Source organism: Agrococcus pavilionensis RW1, assembly GCF_000400485.1.
GTDB lineage: Bacteria > Actinomycetota > Actinomycetes > Actinomycetales > Microbacteriaceae > Agrococcus > Agrococcus pavilionensis.
In genome coordinates this window covers 95,349-109,099 of the sequence record NZ_ASHR01000026.1, presented here as the reverse complement: position 1 = coordinate 109,099, position 13,751 = coordinate 95,349, and the positions used below count along the sequence as shown (strand labels likewise).

Sequence of the window (13,751 nt, the reverse complement as noted above, 5' to 3'; positions counted from 1 at the left end):
CGCCGACGCGGTCGTCGATGTCGGCGGCGTGACGGCAGGACTGGCTGACGGACTGCTGGGCGGTGCCGAGGCGGTCGTCGACGCGGACGCGGTCGTCGACCTCGGCGACACCGCTCCCGAGGTGGTGGCGGATGCAGACGCGATCGTCGACCTCGGCGATGGCACGCAGGGCGGCGCCGCGGCAGTGGCGGATGCGGATGTGGACGCGGTCGTCGACCTCGGCGGCATCGTCGGCGACGTGCTCGGCGATGCGGTGCCCGAGGGCGCCGATGTCGTCGTCGACGCGGATGTCGTCGCGGACGTCGGTGAGCTCGTCGGCGTCGATGCGGATGCGTGCGTCGTCGTCTCGCGCGACGGGACGTCGCCGACGTGCGACGCGCCGGCTCCCTCGCCGGCGCCGAGCGTCGGCGAGGAGGCCGATCGGCCGCACCAGCCGACGCTGATCGACGCGGATGCGTGCGTCGACGTGGCGGTGCTGGGCGCGAAGCCGGCCTCGTGCGGCCTGGCCCCCGCGCCCGGTGCCGGTCCCGGTGTCGCGCAGCCGACGGAGCCGACGCTCATCGACGCCGATCTCTGCGCCGATGTCGCGGTGCTCGGCGCCGGTTCGGGCGCGTGCGCGCCGGCGCCGGCGCCGGGTGCGGGCGAGGAGTCGGAGCAGCCGACCTCGCCGTCGCTCATCGACGCGGATGTCTGCGCCGACGTGGCGCTGCTCGGCTCGAGCTCGGGCTCGTGCGCTCCGGCGGTGACGCCGGGCGCTGGCGAGGGCGAGGGCGAGCAGGCGGGATCGCCGTCGCTCATCGACGCGGATGTGTGCCTCGACCTGGGCGTGCTGGGCTCGACGACGGGTTCGTGCGCGCCGGCGGCGACGCCGGGTGCCGGCGAGGGCTCGGATCGCCCGGAGCAGCCGTCGCTGATCGACGCGGACGTCTGCCTGGACCTCGGCGTGCTGGGCTCGGCCTCGGGTTCCTGCGCTCCGGCGGCGACGCCGGGTGCCGGTGAGGGCTCGGATCGCCCGGAGCAGCCGTCGCTCATCGACGCGGACGTGTGCCTCGGCCTCGGTCTGCTCGGCACCGTCCCTGCCGGCTGCGCGACGGGCGGCTCGGACTCCGACGGCACGTCGAACCCGCCGCTCATCGATGCCGACGTGTGCGTCGCCCTCTCGCTGCTCGGGGTGGTGTCGCCCGGCTGCACCGAGGCGACCCCGGCGCAGCCCGGTGAGCCCGGTGAGCCCGGCGAGCCCGGTCAGCCTGGCGAGCCCGGGCAGCCCGGCGAGCCTGGTCAGCCCGGCCAGCCCGGTGAGCCTGGCCAGCCCGGTCAGCCCGGCGAGCCCGGTCAGCCCGGCGAGCCCGGTCAGCCCGGTCAGCCCGGCGAGCCCGGTCAGCCCGGCGAGCCCGCTCCGATCGACAAGGGCGAGGTCCCGGGCGATGAGCCGGCGGACGACGCCAAGACGGATCGTGCCCTGCCGGTGGTGACGGATGCGACCGCGGCCGCCTCGACCGCGATGCTGCCTCGCACGGGCGGCGGCGCTGGCGAGCTGCTGCTCCCGGCGCTCGCGCTGCTGGCGGCCGGTGCGCTCCTGCTGCTGCGCCGCCGCTCGAGCACGGTGGGCTGAATGGAGCAGGGGTGCGGGGCGCGCGAGTCGCGTCCCGCGCCCCTGCATGCCCGCACCCGTCGGCGCTCGCGACACACCGCATCCGCTTGACGGTGATCGAACGTGTGTTCGATCATGAGGTGTGACGATCGAGACGATGAGCCAGGCCGGGGCGCGAGTGCGCGGCGGCCGCATCGGCGTGCTCAAGGTGCCCGACTGGTCGGTCGTCGTCGCGCGCCAGACGGGCGCGTTGCCCGCGGGCGGCGAGCAGGGATCGCCCGGCGCGATCGTGCACGCGCTGCGCGTCGTCGCGTGCGACGCCGAGGCCCGCGCCGACGGCGTGCGAGTGGGGATGCGGGTGCGCGACGCCCAGGGCGCGTCGCCCATGCTCGCGCTCGCGCCCGCCGACCCGGTGGGGGAGGCGCTCGCCTTCGAGCGCGTCGTGCGCGCGGTGCTCGCGGTCGTGCCGACGGCGCAGCCGATCGGCGACGGGGCGCTCGCGTTCCGGATGCGCGGGGCGAGCCGGTTCTACGGCTCCGAGTCGCGCGCGATCGAGGCCGTGCGCGGTGCGCTCGCCCCGCTCGGGCTGACGGCCGCCTTCGGGGTCGCCGACGACCGCTTCTCGGCGGAGCTCGCCGCGGGCACCGGCGGCGAGACGATCGTGCCGCCGGGCCGCAGTCGCGAGTTCCTCAGCAGCCTGCCCGTCGGGGTGCTCGGCGACGACGAGCTGCCGAGCATGCTGCACCGGCTCGGCGTGCACACCCTCGGCGGCTTCTCGCAGCTGCCCGACGCGAGCGTGCGCGACCGCTTCGGCGAGGCCGGGCTCGTGGCGCTCGCGAGGGCGCGCGGCCTCGACGACCGGCGCGTCGACGACAGCGGGCTCGGCGAGGAGCGCGTGCTGCGGCTCGCGTTCGAGCCGGGCATCGAGGGCGTGCACGAGCTCGCGCTCGCGGTGCGCGAGCCGGTCGAGCGCTTCGTGCGGCAGCTCGCCGAGCAGCGGCTCGTGTGCAGCGAGATCCGCATCGTCATGCGCGGCGAGGAGGGCCGCGTGAGCGAGCGGCTCTGGCGGCAGCCGGGCTTCCTGCGCGCGGGCGACATCGTCGACCGGATGCGGTGGCAGCTGGGCGAGAGCGATCTCGGTTCGGCGCTCGTCGAGGTGCAGGCGCTGCCCGAGCGGCTCGACGCCGACGTCGAGCACATGCCGGGGCTGTGGGGCGGCGGCGACATCGACGACCGCACGAAGCATGCGCTCGAGCGGCTGCAGGGCATGCTCGGCCGCGAGGCGGTGCTCACCGCGCGGCCCGGCGGCGGGCGGCTGCTCGCCGAGCGCGGCGTGCTCACGCCATGGGGCGACGCGCCCGCGCCGCAGGCCGCGGGTCCGTGGCCGGGCGCCCTGCCGCCGCCGCGGCCCGCGGTCGTCTTCCGGCCGCCGCTGCCCGTGCGGCTGCTCGACGCGGCGGGCGAATCGGTCGATGCCACCGCCCTCGACGAGCGGCAGGGGAGCCCCGCCGCCTTCTCGCCTCCCGCATCCGCCCGCCGTCGCGTAGTCGCGTGGGCGGGGCCGTGGCCCATCCGCCGCCGCGAGCTCGGCGACGTCGTGCACCGCGTGCAGATCCTCGACGGCGAGGGGGAAGCGTGGGTGCTGCTGCATGCCGACGGGTCGTGGCTCGCGGAGGGGCGCTACGCCTGACGGCGCGCGCGGCTCACCCAGCGGAGGTGTCGGAGGGATCCGGCTCGCCCGGCAGCGAGTGCTCGGCCTTGCCGCGCCACGAGCGCCACGCCCAGATCGTGAAGCCGAGCACCACGCCCCACGCGATGACGACGACCGCGCCCGACCAGAACGACGGCGCGGCGATGAAGGCGCCGATCGAGACGAGCGAGACCTGCCCGGGCACGGATGCGACGAGCGAGGCGATCGAGAACACGCGGCTCGGCACCCCGAGCGCGCCGGCGCCGTAGTTGACGGGCCAGTAGGGCATGCCCGGCATGACTCGCAGGGTGAAGACGGCCGCGAAGCCGCTGCTCTCGTCGAGCCGATCCTCGAGCTTCCGCGCGTGCCGGCCGAGCAGGCGCATGACGGTCGTGCGCCCGATCGCGCGGGCGATCCAGTAGGCGCCCACGCTGCCGATGACGGCGCCGACGACCGAGAGCAGGCTGCCCGCGACGACGCCGAACAGCAGCCCGCCCAGCAGCGCCATGATCGTCACCGGGATGGGCGTGAGCGCCACGACGGCGTAGGCGGCGACGAAGACGAGCCAGCTCCACCAGCCGAAGCCCTCGATGCGCTCGCGGAGGTCGTCGAGCTCGGGCAGGCGCACCGTCGCCGCGACCCAGATGAGCGCGACGACGACGACGGCGAGCCCGGCGACGCGCAGCGCGGTGCCCCGGCGCGACCCGCGGCGCGCGGCATCCGCGCCGTGCCGATCGTCGTCGGCGCGGTCGGCTCCGGCGCGACCGGAGGTACGGGGGGTTGACACGGAGCCAGCCTACGGTCGCGCTGCCGAGAGCCCGCCGCATCGCGAGCGGCCCGTGGCGCTCGTGGGCGGGGACGGGTAGCATTCGAATGTACGTTCGAACGAGGTCGACGCCTCGACGACACGCGGGAAGGAGGCGAGCCGATGGGCTGGAACAACCCGGCGATGCCGTGGCGCGAGCTCGAGGGCATCCTCTCCGACCGCGACGTCAGCGCTGGCCGCACGCCGCACGCGCGCGACCTCGACGAGGCGCGGCGCCGCCGCGTGCGCGTGCCGCAGCCCGGCGCCGTCACGCCCTACGCCGAGCTGCACGCGCACTCGCACTACTCGTTCCTCGACGGCGCCGCGAGCCCTGCCGAGCTCGTCACCGAGGCGCGCCGGCTCGGCCTCGAGGCGCTCGCGCTCGTCGACCACGACGGGCTCTACGGCGCGGTGCGCTTCGCCGAGGCGGCCGCCGAGGCCGAGCTGCCGACCGTCTTCGGCACCGAGTTCTCGATCGGCCTCGACGAGCCGCAGAACGGCGTGCCCGACCCGGGCGGCAGCCACCTCGTCGCGCTCGCGACCGGCCCGGCCGGCTACACGGCGCTCGCGACCGCGCTCACCGACGGCTACCTCGCGACCGACGCGAAGGGCGCGCCGGGCGAGAAGGGCAGGCCCGTCTTCGAGCTCGAGCGGCTCGCCGAGACTGCGGGCGGCGAGTGGATGATCCTCTCGGGCTGCCGCAAGGGCGCCGTGCGGCAGGCGCTCGGCGACGCCGACCCGGAGGGGACGGATGCGGCGGGCCGCGAGCTCGACCGGCTCGCGTCGCTCTTCGGCCGGGACCGCGTCGTGGTGGAGCTGAGCGACATCGGCGACCCGCGCGACTTCGAGCGCAACCGCGCGCTCGCCGCGCTCGGCGAGGCGCGCGGCATGCCGGTGATCGCGACGACGAACGCGCACATCGCGAGCCCCGCGCAGCAGCGGCTCGGCGATGCGGTCGCGGCGGTGCGCGCGCGCCGCTCGATCGACGAGCTCGACGCGTGGCTGCCCGCGGGCGGCGTCCCGTCGCTCCGCGCGGGCGACGTCATGGCCCGCCGCTTCCGCCGCTTCCCGGGCGCGATCGACACGGCCGCCGCCCTCGGTCGCGAGCTCGCCTTCGACCTGCGCGCCGCATCCCCTCGCCTGCCCCGCGTGCCGGTGCCCGACGGCCACTCGCCGATGAGCTGGCTGCGCGCGCTCGTCGCCGAGCGGCTGCCGCGCGTCTACGACGTCGACGGCGCCGGCCGCCCGAGCCCGGAGGTCGCGGCGCGGCTCGAGCACGAGCTCGGCCTCATCGAGCACAAGGGCTTCGCCGGCTACTTCCTCATCGTCTTCGAGATCGCCGACTTCGCGCACCGGCAGGGCATCCTCTGCCAGGGCCGCGGCAGCGCGGTCGCGAGCGCGGTGTGCTTCATCCTCGGCATCACCGCTGTCGACCCGATCCGCTACAAGCTGCCGTTCGAGCGCTTCATCTCGATGATGCGCGAGGAGGAGCCCGACATCGACATCGACTTCGACGCGGGCCGGCGCGAGGAGGTCATCCAGCACGTCTACGAGCGCTACGGCCGCCGCAACGCCGCGCAGGTCGCGAACGTCATCACCTACCGGCCGAAGTCGGCGGTGCGCGACGCGGCGAAGGCGCTCGGCTACGCCGTCGGCCAGCAGAACGCGTGGTCGAAGTCGGTCGAGTCGTACTCCAAGCCCGACGTCGACGGGATGCCCGAGGACGTCGCGCTGCTCGCGGCCGAGTTCCTGCACGCGCCGCGCCACCTCGGCATCCACTCGGGCGGCATGGTGCTCACCGACGAGCCGGTCGGCTCGGTGTGCCCGATCGAGCCCGCGCGCATGCCGGGCCGCACGGTGCTGCAGTGGGACAAGGACGACTGCGAGTGGATGGGCCTCGTGAAGTTCGACCTGCTGGGCCTCGGCATGCTCGGCGCCATCTCGCACACGCTCGAGCTCGCGCGCGACCACCTCGGCGAGGCGTGGTCGATCGCGTCGATCCCCGCCGAGGAGGCGGGCGTCTACGACATGCTGTGCGAAGCGGATGCGGTGGGCGTGTTCCAGGTCGAGTCGCGCGCGCAGATGGCGACCCTCCCGCGCCTCAAGCCGCGCTGCTTCTACGACCTCGTGATCGAGATCGCGCTCATCCGCCCCGGCCCGATCCAGGGCGGCGCGGTGCACCCCTACATCCGCCGCCGCACGGGCGCCGAGCCGATCAGCTACCCGCACGAGCTGCTCATCCCCGTGCTCGAGCGCACGCTCGGGGTGCCGCTGTTCCAGGAGCAGCTCATGCAGATGTCGGTCGCGGTCGGCGGCTTCGACGCCGCCGAGGCCGACCAGCTGCGGCGCGCGATCGGCTCGAAGCGCTCGCGCGAGCGCATCGAGGCGCTCAAGGCGAAGCTCTTCGCCGGCATGGCCGCCAACGGCGTCGACGACGCGACGGCCGAGTCGATCTACCGCAAGATCGAGGCGTTCGCGGGCTTCGGCTTCGCCGAGTCGCACTCGCTCGCGTTCGGCAAGCTCGTCTACGCCTCGTCGTGGCTCAAGCTGCACTACCCGGCGGCGTTCCTCGCAGGCCTGCTGCGCAGCCAGCCGATGGGGTTCTGGTCGCCGCAGACGCTCGTGAAGGATGCGCTGCGGCACGGGGTCGAGACGCTGCGCCCGTGCGTGGTGCGCTCGGGCGCCGTCGCGGGCCTCGAGCGGCACGGCGAGCGCCGGCCCGGCCTCGATGCGTGCCTCGAGCGCGAGCAGCCGCCCGTGCCGCCGGTGGCCTCGGAGTCGCTCGCGATGCGCGACCGGCATCGCCGCGACGCGGGCTTCGCGGTGCGGATGGGGCTCGCGAGCGTCGCGGGCGTCGGCGAGGCGGCGGCCGAGCGCATCGTCGCGGCGCGCGAGGCCGCGCCGCTGCGCGACATCCACGACCTCGCGCGCCGCGCCGACCTCGACCGCGGCGAGCTCGAGGCGCTCGCGACCGCCGGCGCGCTCGACGCGCTCGGCGTCAGCCGCCGCGAGGGGCTGTGGCTCGCGGGCCCCGCCTCGACCGAGCGGGAGGATCAGCTCGAGGGCTCGCAGCTCGTCATCCAGCCGCCGCTGCTGCCGATGCTCTCGGCCTCCGAGCAGGTGGCGCTCGACATCTGGTCGACGGGCGTCGCGACCGACGACCACCCCGTGCGGCACGCGCGGGCGATGCTCGACGCGCGCGGCGTGCTCCCGATCGCGCGGCTCGCCGACGCCGAGCCCGGCCGGCGCGTGCAGACGGCGGGCATCGTCACGCACCGGCAGCGGCCGAGCACGGCGCAGGGCGTGACCTTCATGAACCTCGAGGACGAGACGGGGATGCTCAACGTCATCATCTCGAAGGGGCTGTGGGCGCACTCGCGGCAGGTCGCGCGGCACTCGCCCGCGCTCATCGTGCGCGGCATGCTGCAGCGCACGCCCGAGGGCGTCATCGCGGTGCTCGCCGACCGGCTCGACCGCTTCGAGGTGCCGAGCCCCGGTTCGCGCGACTTCTCCTGACGCCGTCAGGCGACGGGCTCGCCCGCGCGCCAGGTGCCGGCGACCTCGAGCCGCTCGTCGAGCGCGACGAGGTCGGCCGTCGCGCCGACCTCGATGCGGCCGAGGTCGGCCCGGCCGATCGCGTCCGCCGGAGCCCTCGACGCCGCGTCGAGCGCCGCCTCGAGCGGCGCGCCCGCCTCGACGAGCACGCGCACGGCGCGGTCGAGCGTGAGCGTCGAGCCCGCGATCGAGCCGCCCTCGGCGAGCCGCGGGAGGCCGTCCTCGACACGCACGTCGAGGCTGCCGATCCGGTAGGCGCCGTCGGGCATGCCCGCGGCGGCCATCGCATCGGTGATGAGCGCGAGCCGGCCGGGCGCCGAGCGCGCGAGCAGGCCGAGCATCTCGGCCGCGACGTGCTCGCCGTCGGCGATCGCCTCGAGCGTCACGCGCTCGTCGAGCAGCGCGGCGGCGAGCGGACCGGGGGAGCGGTGGTGCATGGGCGGCATGCCGTTGCACGCGTGGGTGAGGAGCGTGGCGCCCGCGTGGAACGCCGCGCGCGCGGTCGCGGCGTCGGCGCCCGTGTGGCCGACGGCGACGCGCACGCCCGCGGCCGAGAAGCGCGCGATCGCCTCGAGCGCGCCCGGGAGCTCCGGCGCGATCGTCACCTGCAGCACGTGCCCGTCGCCCGCCTCGAGCAGCCGGTCGACCGCGTCGGCGGTCGGCGCCGCGAGCGCCGCGGGGTCGTGGGCGCCGCGGTGGCTGTCGGCGAGGAACGGCCCCTCGAGGTGCACGCCGAGCACCGCCGGATCGGCGGCCGCGCGCGCCGCTGCGGCACGGACGCGCGGGACGAGCGCGTCGAGCGGCGCGGTGACGAGTGAGACGGCCTGCCGCGTCGTGCCGTGCGCGGCGTGGAAGCCGAGCACGGCATCCCAGTCGGGCGCGTCGTCGTCGAAGGCCGAGCCGACCGCGCCGTGGCAGTGGAGGTCGACGAAGCCGGGCGCGAGCGTCGCGCGCGGCAGGTCGATGTCGGCCGCGCGCGGCGGCGCTCCCTGCCCCACGGCGGTGATGACGCCGCCCTCGAACTCGAGCCACGCATCCGGCACCAGCACGCCCTCGAGCAGGGCCCGACCGGCCCGCATCAGCACCTTCGACTCGCTCACTCCGCCAGCGTAGGGGGCGCGGGAACGCCGAGGGCCCGCGCCGAGCCGGTCGGCTCAGCGCGGGCCCCGTCGTCAGCCGCTGGGGTGCGGCGGCTCAGCAGTCGGTGCGCCACGCCTCCGGCGACAGCGAGGGCAGGCCGCCCACGTTGTAGACCGTCGTCGGATCGAGCTCGCCGATGCGCTCCGCGACGTCGAGCGTCACGCACGAGCGAGCGGCGAGCAGCACCGGGGCGTCGTGCGCGCCCGCGACCATCGAGGCGGAGAGGGCGTCGGGGAAGTTGAACCCGGTCGCCATCGCGATCGCCTGGTCGTCACCGCCCGCGATGAAGCGCTCGACGAGCATGGCGTTCGTGGCGTAGCGGTCGGAGCCCGCGAAGCGCTCGACCGCCGTGACCGCGCGGTAGGCGACGACCGCGGCGTCGCTCACCGAGGCACGCGCGCCGAGCACGGTCGCCGAATCGACCTCGAGCGACTCGAGCGCGGCGGTCGTGTACGGGCTCGCCGACGCCTGCGGCGTCAGCAGCACCGGCACGTCGCCGATCGCCGAGGCCGTGCCGCTCGCCGAGACGGCGTCGGCGAAGAGCTGGCCGCTCGCGATGAACGCGTGCTCGGCGGTGCCGAAGTACCGCTCGGCGACGAGCGCCGCCGTCTCGTAGCGGTCGGCGCCGGCGATGCGCTCGACGGTCGCGCCGGGCACGATGTCGAGCACGCTCCGCACGACGCCCGACGACACCGACGAGGGGCCGCCGAGCACCGTGACGCGCTCGGGCTGCAGGCGCTCGAGCTCTTCGGCGGTCACGTCGAGCAGCCGGCCGCCGGGCGTGAGCAGCAGGCTCTCGCCCGCTCGCGCGGCTGCCGGGCCCGCCGCGAGCGCGTCGGCGAAGATCTGGCCCGAGGCGAGCACGACATCCGTGCCCGGCTCGAACGTGTCTGCCGACACGAGCGCGTTCGTCTCGTAGCGGTCGTCGCCCGCGTAGTCGACGACGGTCGCCTCGACGGGCGGCAGCGCCTCCCACGCGAGGCCGATCACGACGGCGTCGTGGTCGCTCGCGCGGTAGGGGTCGGGCGCGAAGAGCGCGTCCTGCGCCGGCTGCTTGAACGCCATCGAGTAGTCGATGAGGCTCACCTCGTCGGCGTTGGCGTGCCACGCGGCGGCACCGGCGACGAAGGGCATGAGCCCGGCGTCGGCGAGGCCGTAGTCGAGGTAGCCGAGCTGGCCGTCGAAGACGTACGTGTACGCCTCCTCGCCCTGGAACTCCTCGAGCAGGTCGGTGTAGCCGGCCGCCTCGAGCGTCGTGATCGGGTCCTCGTGGTCGTAGGCGTTCAGGTCGCCGATGATGAGGGAGCCCTCGGCGCCCTGCCCGGTCGGGTCGCCCTCGAGCCAGTCGGCGAGCGCCGCGGCGGCCGCGGTGCGCACGTCGTTGCAGTTGCCCTGCTCGGGCGTGCCCTCATCGCCCGGGCAGGCCGAGCCCTTCGACTTGAGGTGGTTGACCGCGACGGTGAGGATGCGGTCGGTCTCGAGGTCGCGGAACGACTGCGCGAGCGCGGGCCGGTTGTAGGCGGTGTCGAAGCGCGGGTCGATCGACTCGTCGAGCGCCGCGAAGGCGCCCGCCGGTGCGACGAGCGCGGGCTGGTAGATGAGCGCCGTCGTGATGGCGTCGGTGCCGAGCGTGCCGGTGTCGATGCCGGCCCAGCGCTCGGTGCCGTCCTCGTTCGGGCCCGCGATCTCGTTGAGCGCCGCGACGAGCGTCTCGAGCGCGACCCCGTCGTTGTTCTCGATCTCGAGCAGGCCGACGATCGCGGAGTCGAGCTCGTCGATCGCGGCGACGATCTTCGCCTCCTGGCGCTCGAACTCCTCGGCCGTGACGGCACCGCGGTCGTTGAGCGTCGTGAAGTAGTTCAGCACGTTGAACGAGGCGACCTCGAGCGAGGCGCCCTCGATCTCGGGCGCCGCAGGGCGCTCGTTCACCGCGGTGTAGGTGCCGGGCTCGGTGGGCTGCAGCTTCCACGTGGAGTTGCGGAACTCCAGCACGCCCGTGAGGCCCTCGATCGTGTCGCCGCCGCGGAAGTCGTTCTCGAGCGTGAACTCCGCGAGGTTGCCGGGGTGGATCGCCGGGTCGGCGTTCTGCACCGAGCGGCCGTCGTCGACCGTGATGCGCTGCTCGGCGTTCGCGGTGCGCACGGCGGCGGCCTCGGCGGAGCCGGGCGCCGCGACCGCGGCCGGCTGCATCTGGCGGTCGGTGCCGAGCACGACCTCGCCGTAGCGGCCGAAGTTGAAGTACTCGAGGATCGAGAGCTCCTGCGGGAGCGTGACGAGCATGCCCTCGAAGCGCTCCTCGTCGGCGATCGGCAGCTCGAGCTCGACGGCCGCCGGCACCGTGCCGGCGCCGCAGTCGAGGATCGACGGGTTCGTCAGCTGCGTCTGGCCCTGGAACTCGCCGGCGGTGCCGGTGACGGTCAGGAGGTCGCCCTCCGCGACGGCGTCGGCGCCGGGCGCGTAGACGAAGACGGCGTCGCTCGTGGCGGCGTCGCCGTCACCGGCGTCCTGCAGGTGGAAGCCGTTGAAGCCGCCCTCCTGCCAGTCGCCGACGACCGTGCCGCGCACGGTCACCACCTGGCCGGCGACGGGCGTCGTGTCGCCCGAGCCCTGCACGGAGCCGATCGTCACCGCATCCGACTCGCACGTGATGTCGGCGGGCGGCTCCTGCACCTCGACGACGCGGTTCGCGACGCCCGGGCTGTTCCACGCCTGGCCGGGCTCGGGGGTCGCGCCCTCGAAGCCCGCGATCCCGGCGCCGTTGAAGGCGTTGCGCACCCAGTCGCTCGCGCTGCCGGTGTCGGTGCCGTCGGGCACGCGGCTCGCGCCGCCGACGGTGGCCGAGCGGCCGTCGAAGCCCTGGTCGAGGATCGTGCCCCACGCGAGGTCGCCCGCGTCGGCGTCGCGGACGCCGACCGCGTCGACGACGGTGAAGCCGACGCCCTCGTCGATCGCGCCGTCCTTGTCGGCGTCGACGACCTGGCCGCCGGTCGCGGTGCCCTGCACGAGCAGGATCGAGGCAGAGCCGTTCTGGATGCCGTTGGTCGCGTAGCGCAGCACGCCGAAGCCGCTCGCGTCGACCGCGGGCGCAGCGTCGGCCCGGATGACCTTGCCCTGGTTGCTGTTCGAGTCGCCCTCGACGATCACGATCATGTGATCGCTCAGGTCGGAGCCGGGTGCCGCGTGGACCTCGACGAACTCGGCGTTCGTGTCGGTCCCGTTGACGTCGGCCGAGAACTCGTTGATGACTGGGTGCTCCGCGGCGACTGCCGGGGAGGCGACCAGGCCCGTGAGGGCCAGCGCGGCGACTGTTCCAGTGCCGAGCATCGTGCGTGCGCGCATAGATCCACTCCGTTGAGGTGCAGGGTGCTCCTGAACCTAGCCGCAGCCGACGACAAGCGCACCGCTTTCCGGTGAACAGCCGGTGACACGCCGCTCGGGGCGCGTCCGCGGGCGGTGCCGGACGCGTCAGCGGAAGATGATGGTGCGCTGCCCGTCGAGCAGCACGCGGTCCTCGGCGAACCACTGCACGGCGCGCGAGAGGGTGCGCGACTCGACGTCCTGGCCGATCGCGACGAGCTGCGCCGGGCTCTGCGTGTGGTCGACGCGCTCGACGTTCTGCTCGATGATCGGGCCCTCGTCGAGGTCGCTCGTGACGAAGTGGGCGGTCGCGCCGATGAGCTTCACGCCCCGCGCGTGCGCCTGCCGGTAGGGGTTCGCGCCCTTGAAGCCTGGCAGGAAGGAGTGGTGGATGTTGATGAGCCGGCCCTCGAGCGCCGCGCACAGCTCGGGGGAGAGGATCTGCATGTAGCGGGCGAGCACGACGAGCTCGACGCCCTCGCGCTCGACGACCTCGAGCATCCGTCGCTCGAACGCCGCCTTCGAGTCGGCGTCGACGACCGGCGCGTGCTCGAAGGGCACGCCGTAGAACGCCGCGAGTCCCGCGAGGTCGGGGTGGTTCGACATCACGAGCGGGATGTCGACCGAGAGCTGCCCGGCCCGCTGGCGGAAGAGCATGTCGTTGAGGCAGTGCGCGGCCTTCGAGACGAGCACGAGCGTCTTGAGCGGCCGCGCGACGTCGTCGAGCTGCCACTGCATGCCGTAGCGCTCGACGACCGGCGCGAGCCGCTCCTCGAAGTCGCCGCGCTCGGCCTCAGCCTCGACCTGCAGGCGCATGAAGAAGCGGTCGGTGTCGGCGGAGGAGAACTGCTGCGACTCGGTGATGTTGCCGCCGCACGCCACGATCGCGCCCGTGATGGCATGGACGATGCCGGGGCGGTCGTCGCAGACGATCGACAGGATCCAGTGGTTGGCGCTCATCCGCTCGATCCTACGAGCGATCACGCCTCACTCCGGCCGCGAGCCCTCCGGCCACTCGGGCTCGGGCAGCGCCCCGGCCACGAGGTCGAGCAGCGCGTCGACGTCGGCGGTGCGGTAGCGCGCGCCGCTCAGCGCGATCGTGGAGGGCAGCGACACGGCGCCGGCGATCACGTCCGCGAGCGCGGCCTCCCCGTCGGCGGACTCGGGCGCCGCGGCGAAGGCGAGCACGCGCGCTCGCCACGCGTCGACGGCGGGCGCGGGGTAGCCCGGCTGCCACGCGCTCGCGGAGTGCAGGGGCAGGGCGGTGATCGCCTCGGTGGTCAGCACACGGCAAGCGTAGGGGCGCGCTACGCGCCCGCCGGCCCGCGGAGCGCCGCGGCCTCGAGCGCGCGGAGCGCCGTCTCGGCGCGGTCGAGGAAGTCGTCGACCTCGAGCTGCGCGTAGCCCTCGCGGAACGTCGTGACCGAGAATCGCTGCGCCGGTATGTCCGCGGCGAGCAGCTCGATGCCGTCGCCGTCGTGCTCGGCGTAGGCGCGCAGCGTGCGCGCGACGCGGTCGAGGAAGTCGTCGACCGCGTCCATGTCGTAGCCGGGGCCGAAGCGGGTCGTCGCGAAGCGCGCGGAGATGACGTCGTCGGCGGTGAGCACGGCCCG

9 protein-coding genes are annotated in these 13,751 nt (G+C 74.8%); 3 read left to right on the top strand and 6 right to left on the bottom strand.

The window, feature by feature from the left end:
• Both L332_RS30590 and L332_RS23670 read left to right on the top strand, forming a co-directional pair.
• Nucleotides 1-1,612, top strand: a 1,612-nt coding sequence (locus L332_RS30590) for a hypothetical protein (protein ID WP_052588686.1), incomplete at its 5' end; no start/stop codon positions are given.
• A gap of 121 nt (nucleotides 1,613-1,733) precedes the next feature.
• On the top strand, nucleotides 1,734-3,281 hold the full coding sequence (locus L332_RS23670; RefSeq protein WP_021010783.1) for a DNA polymerase Y family protein: 1,548 nt from the start codon (nucleotides 1,734-1,736) through the stop codon (nucleotides 3,279-3,281).
• 13 nt (nucleotides 3,282-3,294) lie between these two features.
• Here L332_RS23670 and L332_RS23665 read toward each other — a convergent pair whose 3' ends face one another.
• Nucleotides 3,295-4,068: a TVP38/TMEM64 family protein gene (locus tag L332_RS23665; protein WP_021010782.1), complete on the bottom strand. Its 774-nt coding sequence runs from the start codon at nucleotides 4,066-4,068 to the stop codon at nucleotides 3,295-3,297.
• Nucleotides 4,069-4,209: 141 nt separating this feature from the next.
• Here L332_RS23665 and L332_RS23660 point away from each other — a divergent pair, with 141 nt between their 5' ends.
• Entirely contained in the window at nucleotides 4,210-7,602 is a 3,393-nt protein-coding gene (locus tag L332_RS23660; RefSeq protein ID WP_021010781.1) for an error-prone DNA polymerase, read from the top strand.
• 5 nt (nucleotides 7,603-7,607) lie between these two features.
• Here L332_RS23660 and L332_RS23655 read toward each other — a convergent pair whose 3' ends face one another.
• From L332_RS23655 to L332_RS23635, 5 genes are all read right to left on the bottom strand, one after another.
• Complete coding sequence (locus L332_RS23655; RefSeq protein ID WP_021010780.1) at nucleotides 7,608-8,741, bottom strand: N-acetylglucosamine-6-phosphate deacetylase; 1,134 nt, start codon at nucleotides 8,739-8,741, stop codon at nucleotides 7,608-7,610.
• A gap of 94 nt (nucleotides 8,742-8,835) precedes the next feature.
• Complete coding sequence (locus L332_RS29490) at nucleotides 8,836-12,120, bottom strand: ExeM/NucH family extracellular endonuclease (RefSeq protein ID WP_021010779.1); 3,285 nt, start codon at nucleotides 12,118-12,120, stop codon at nucleotides 8,836-8,838.
• Nucleotides 12,121-12,246: 126 nt separating this feature from the next.
• A complete protein-coding gene (gene purU, locus L332_RS23645; RefSeq protein WP_021010778.1) occupies nucleotides 12,247-13,098 on the bottom strand; it encodes a formyltetrahydrofolate deformylase in 852 nt (283 codons plus the stop codon).
• Nucleotides 13,099-13,125: 27 nt separating this feature from the next.
• Nucleotides 13,126-13,425 carry a hypothetical protein gene (locus tag L332_RS23640; protein ID WP_021010777.1) on the bottom strand — a complete coding sequence of 100 codons (300 nt, stop codon included), beginning with the start codon at nucleotides 13,423-13,425 and terminating at the stop codon, nucleotides 13,126-13,128.
• A 20-nt stretch (nucleotides 13,426-13,445) separates the two neighbouring features.
• Nucleotides 13,446-13,745 carry a DivIVA domain-containing protein gene (locus L332_RS23635; protein WP_021010776.1) on the bottom strand — a complete coding sequence of 100 codons (300 nt, stop codon included), beginning with the start codon at nucleotides 13,743-13,745 and terminating at the stop codon, nucleotides 13,446-13,448.
• Nucleotides 13,746-13,751: the final 6 nt, after the last annotated feature.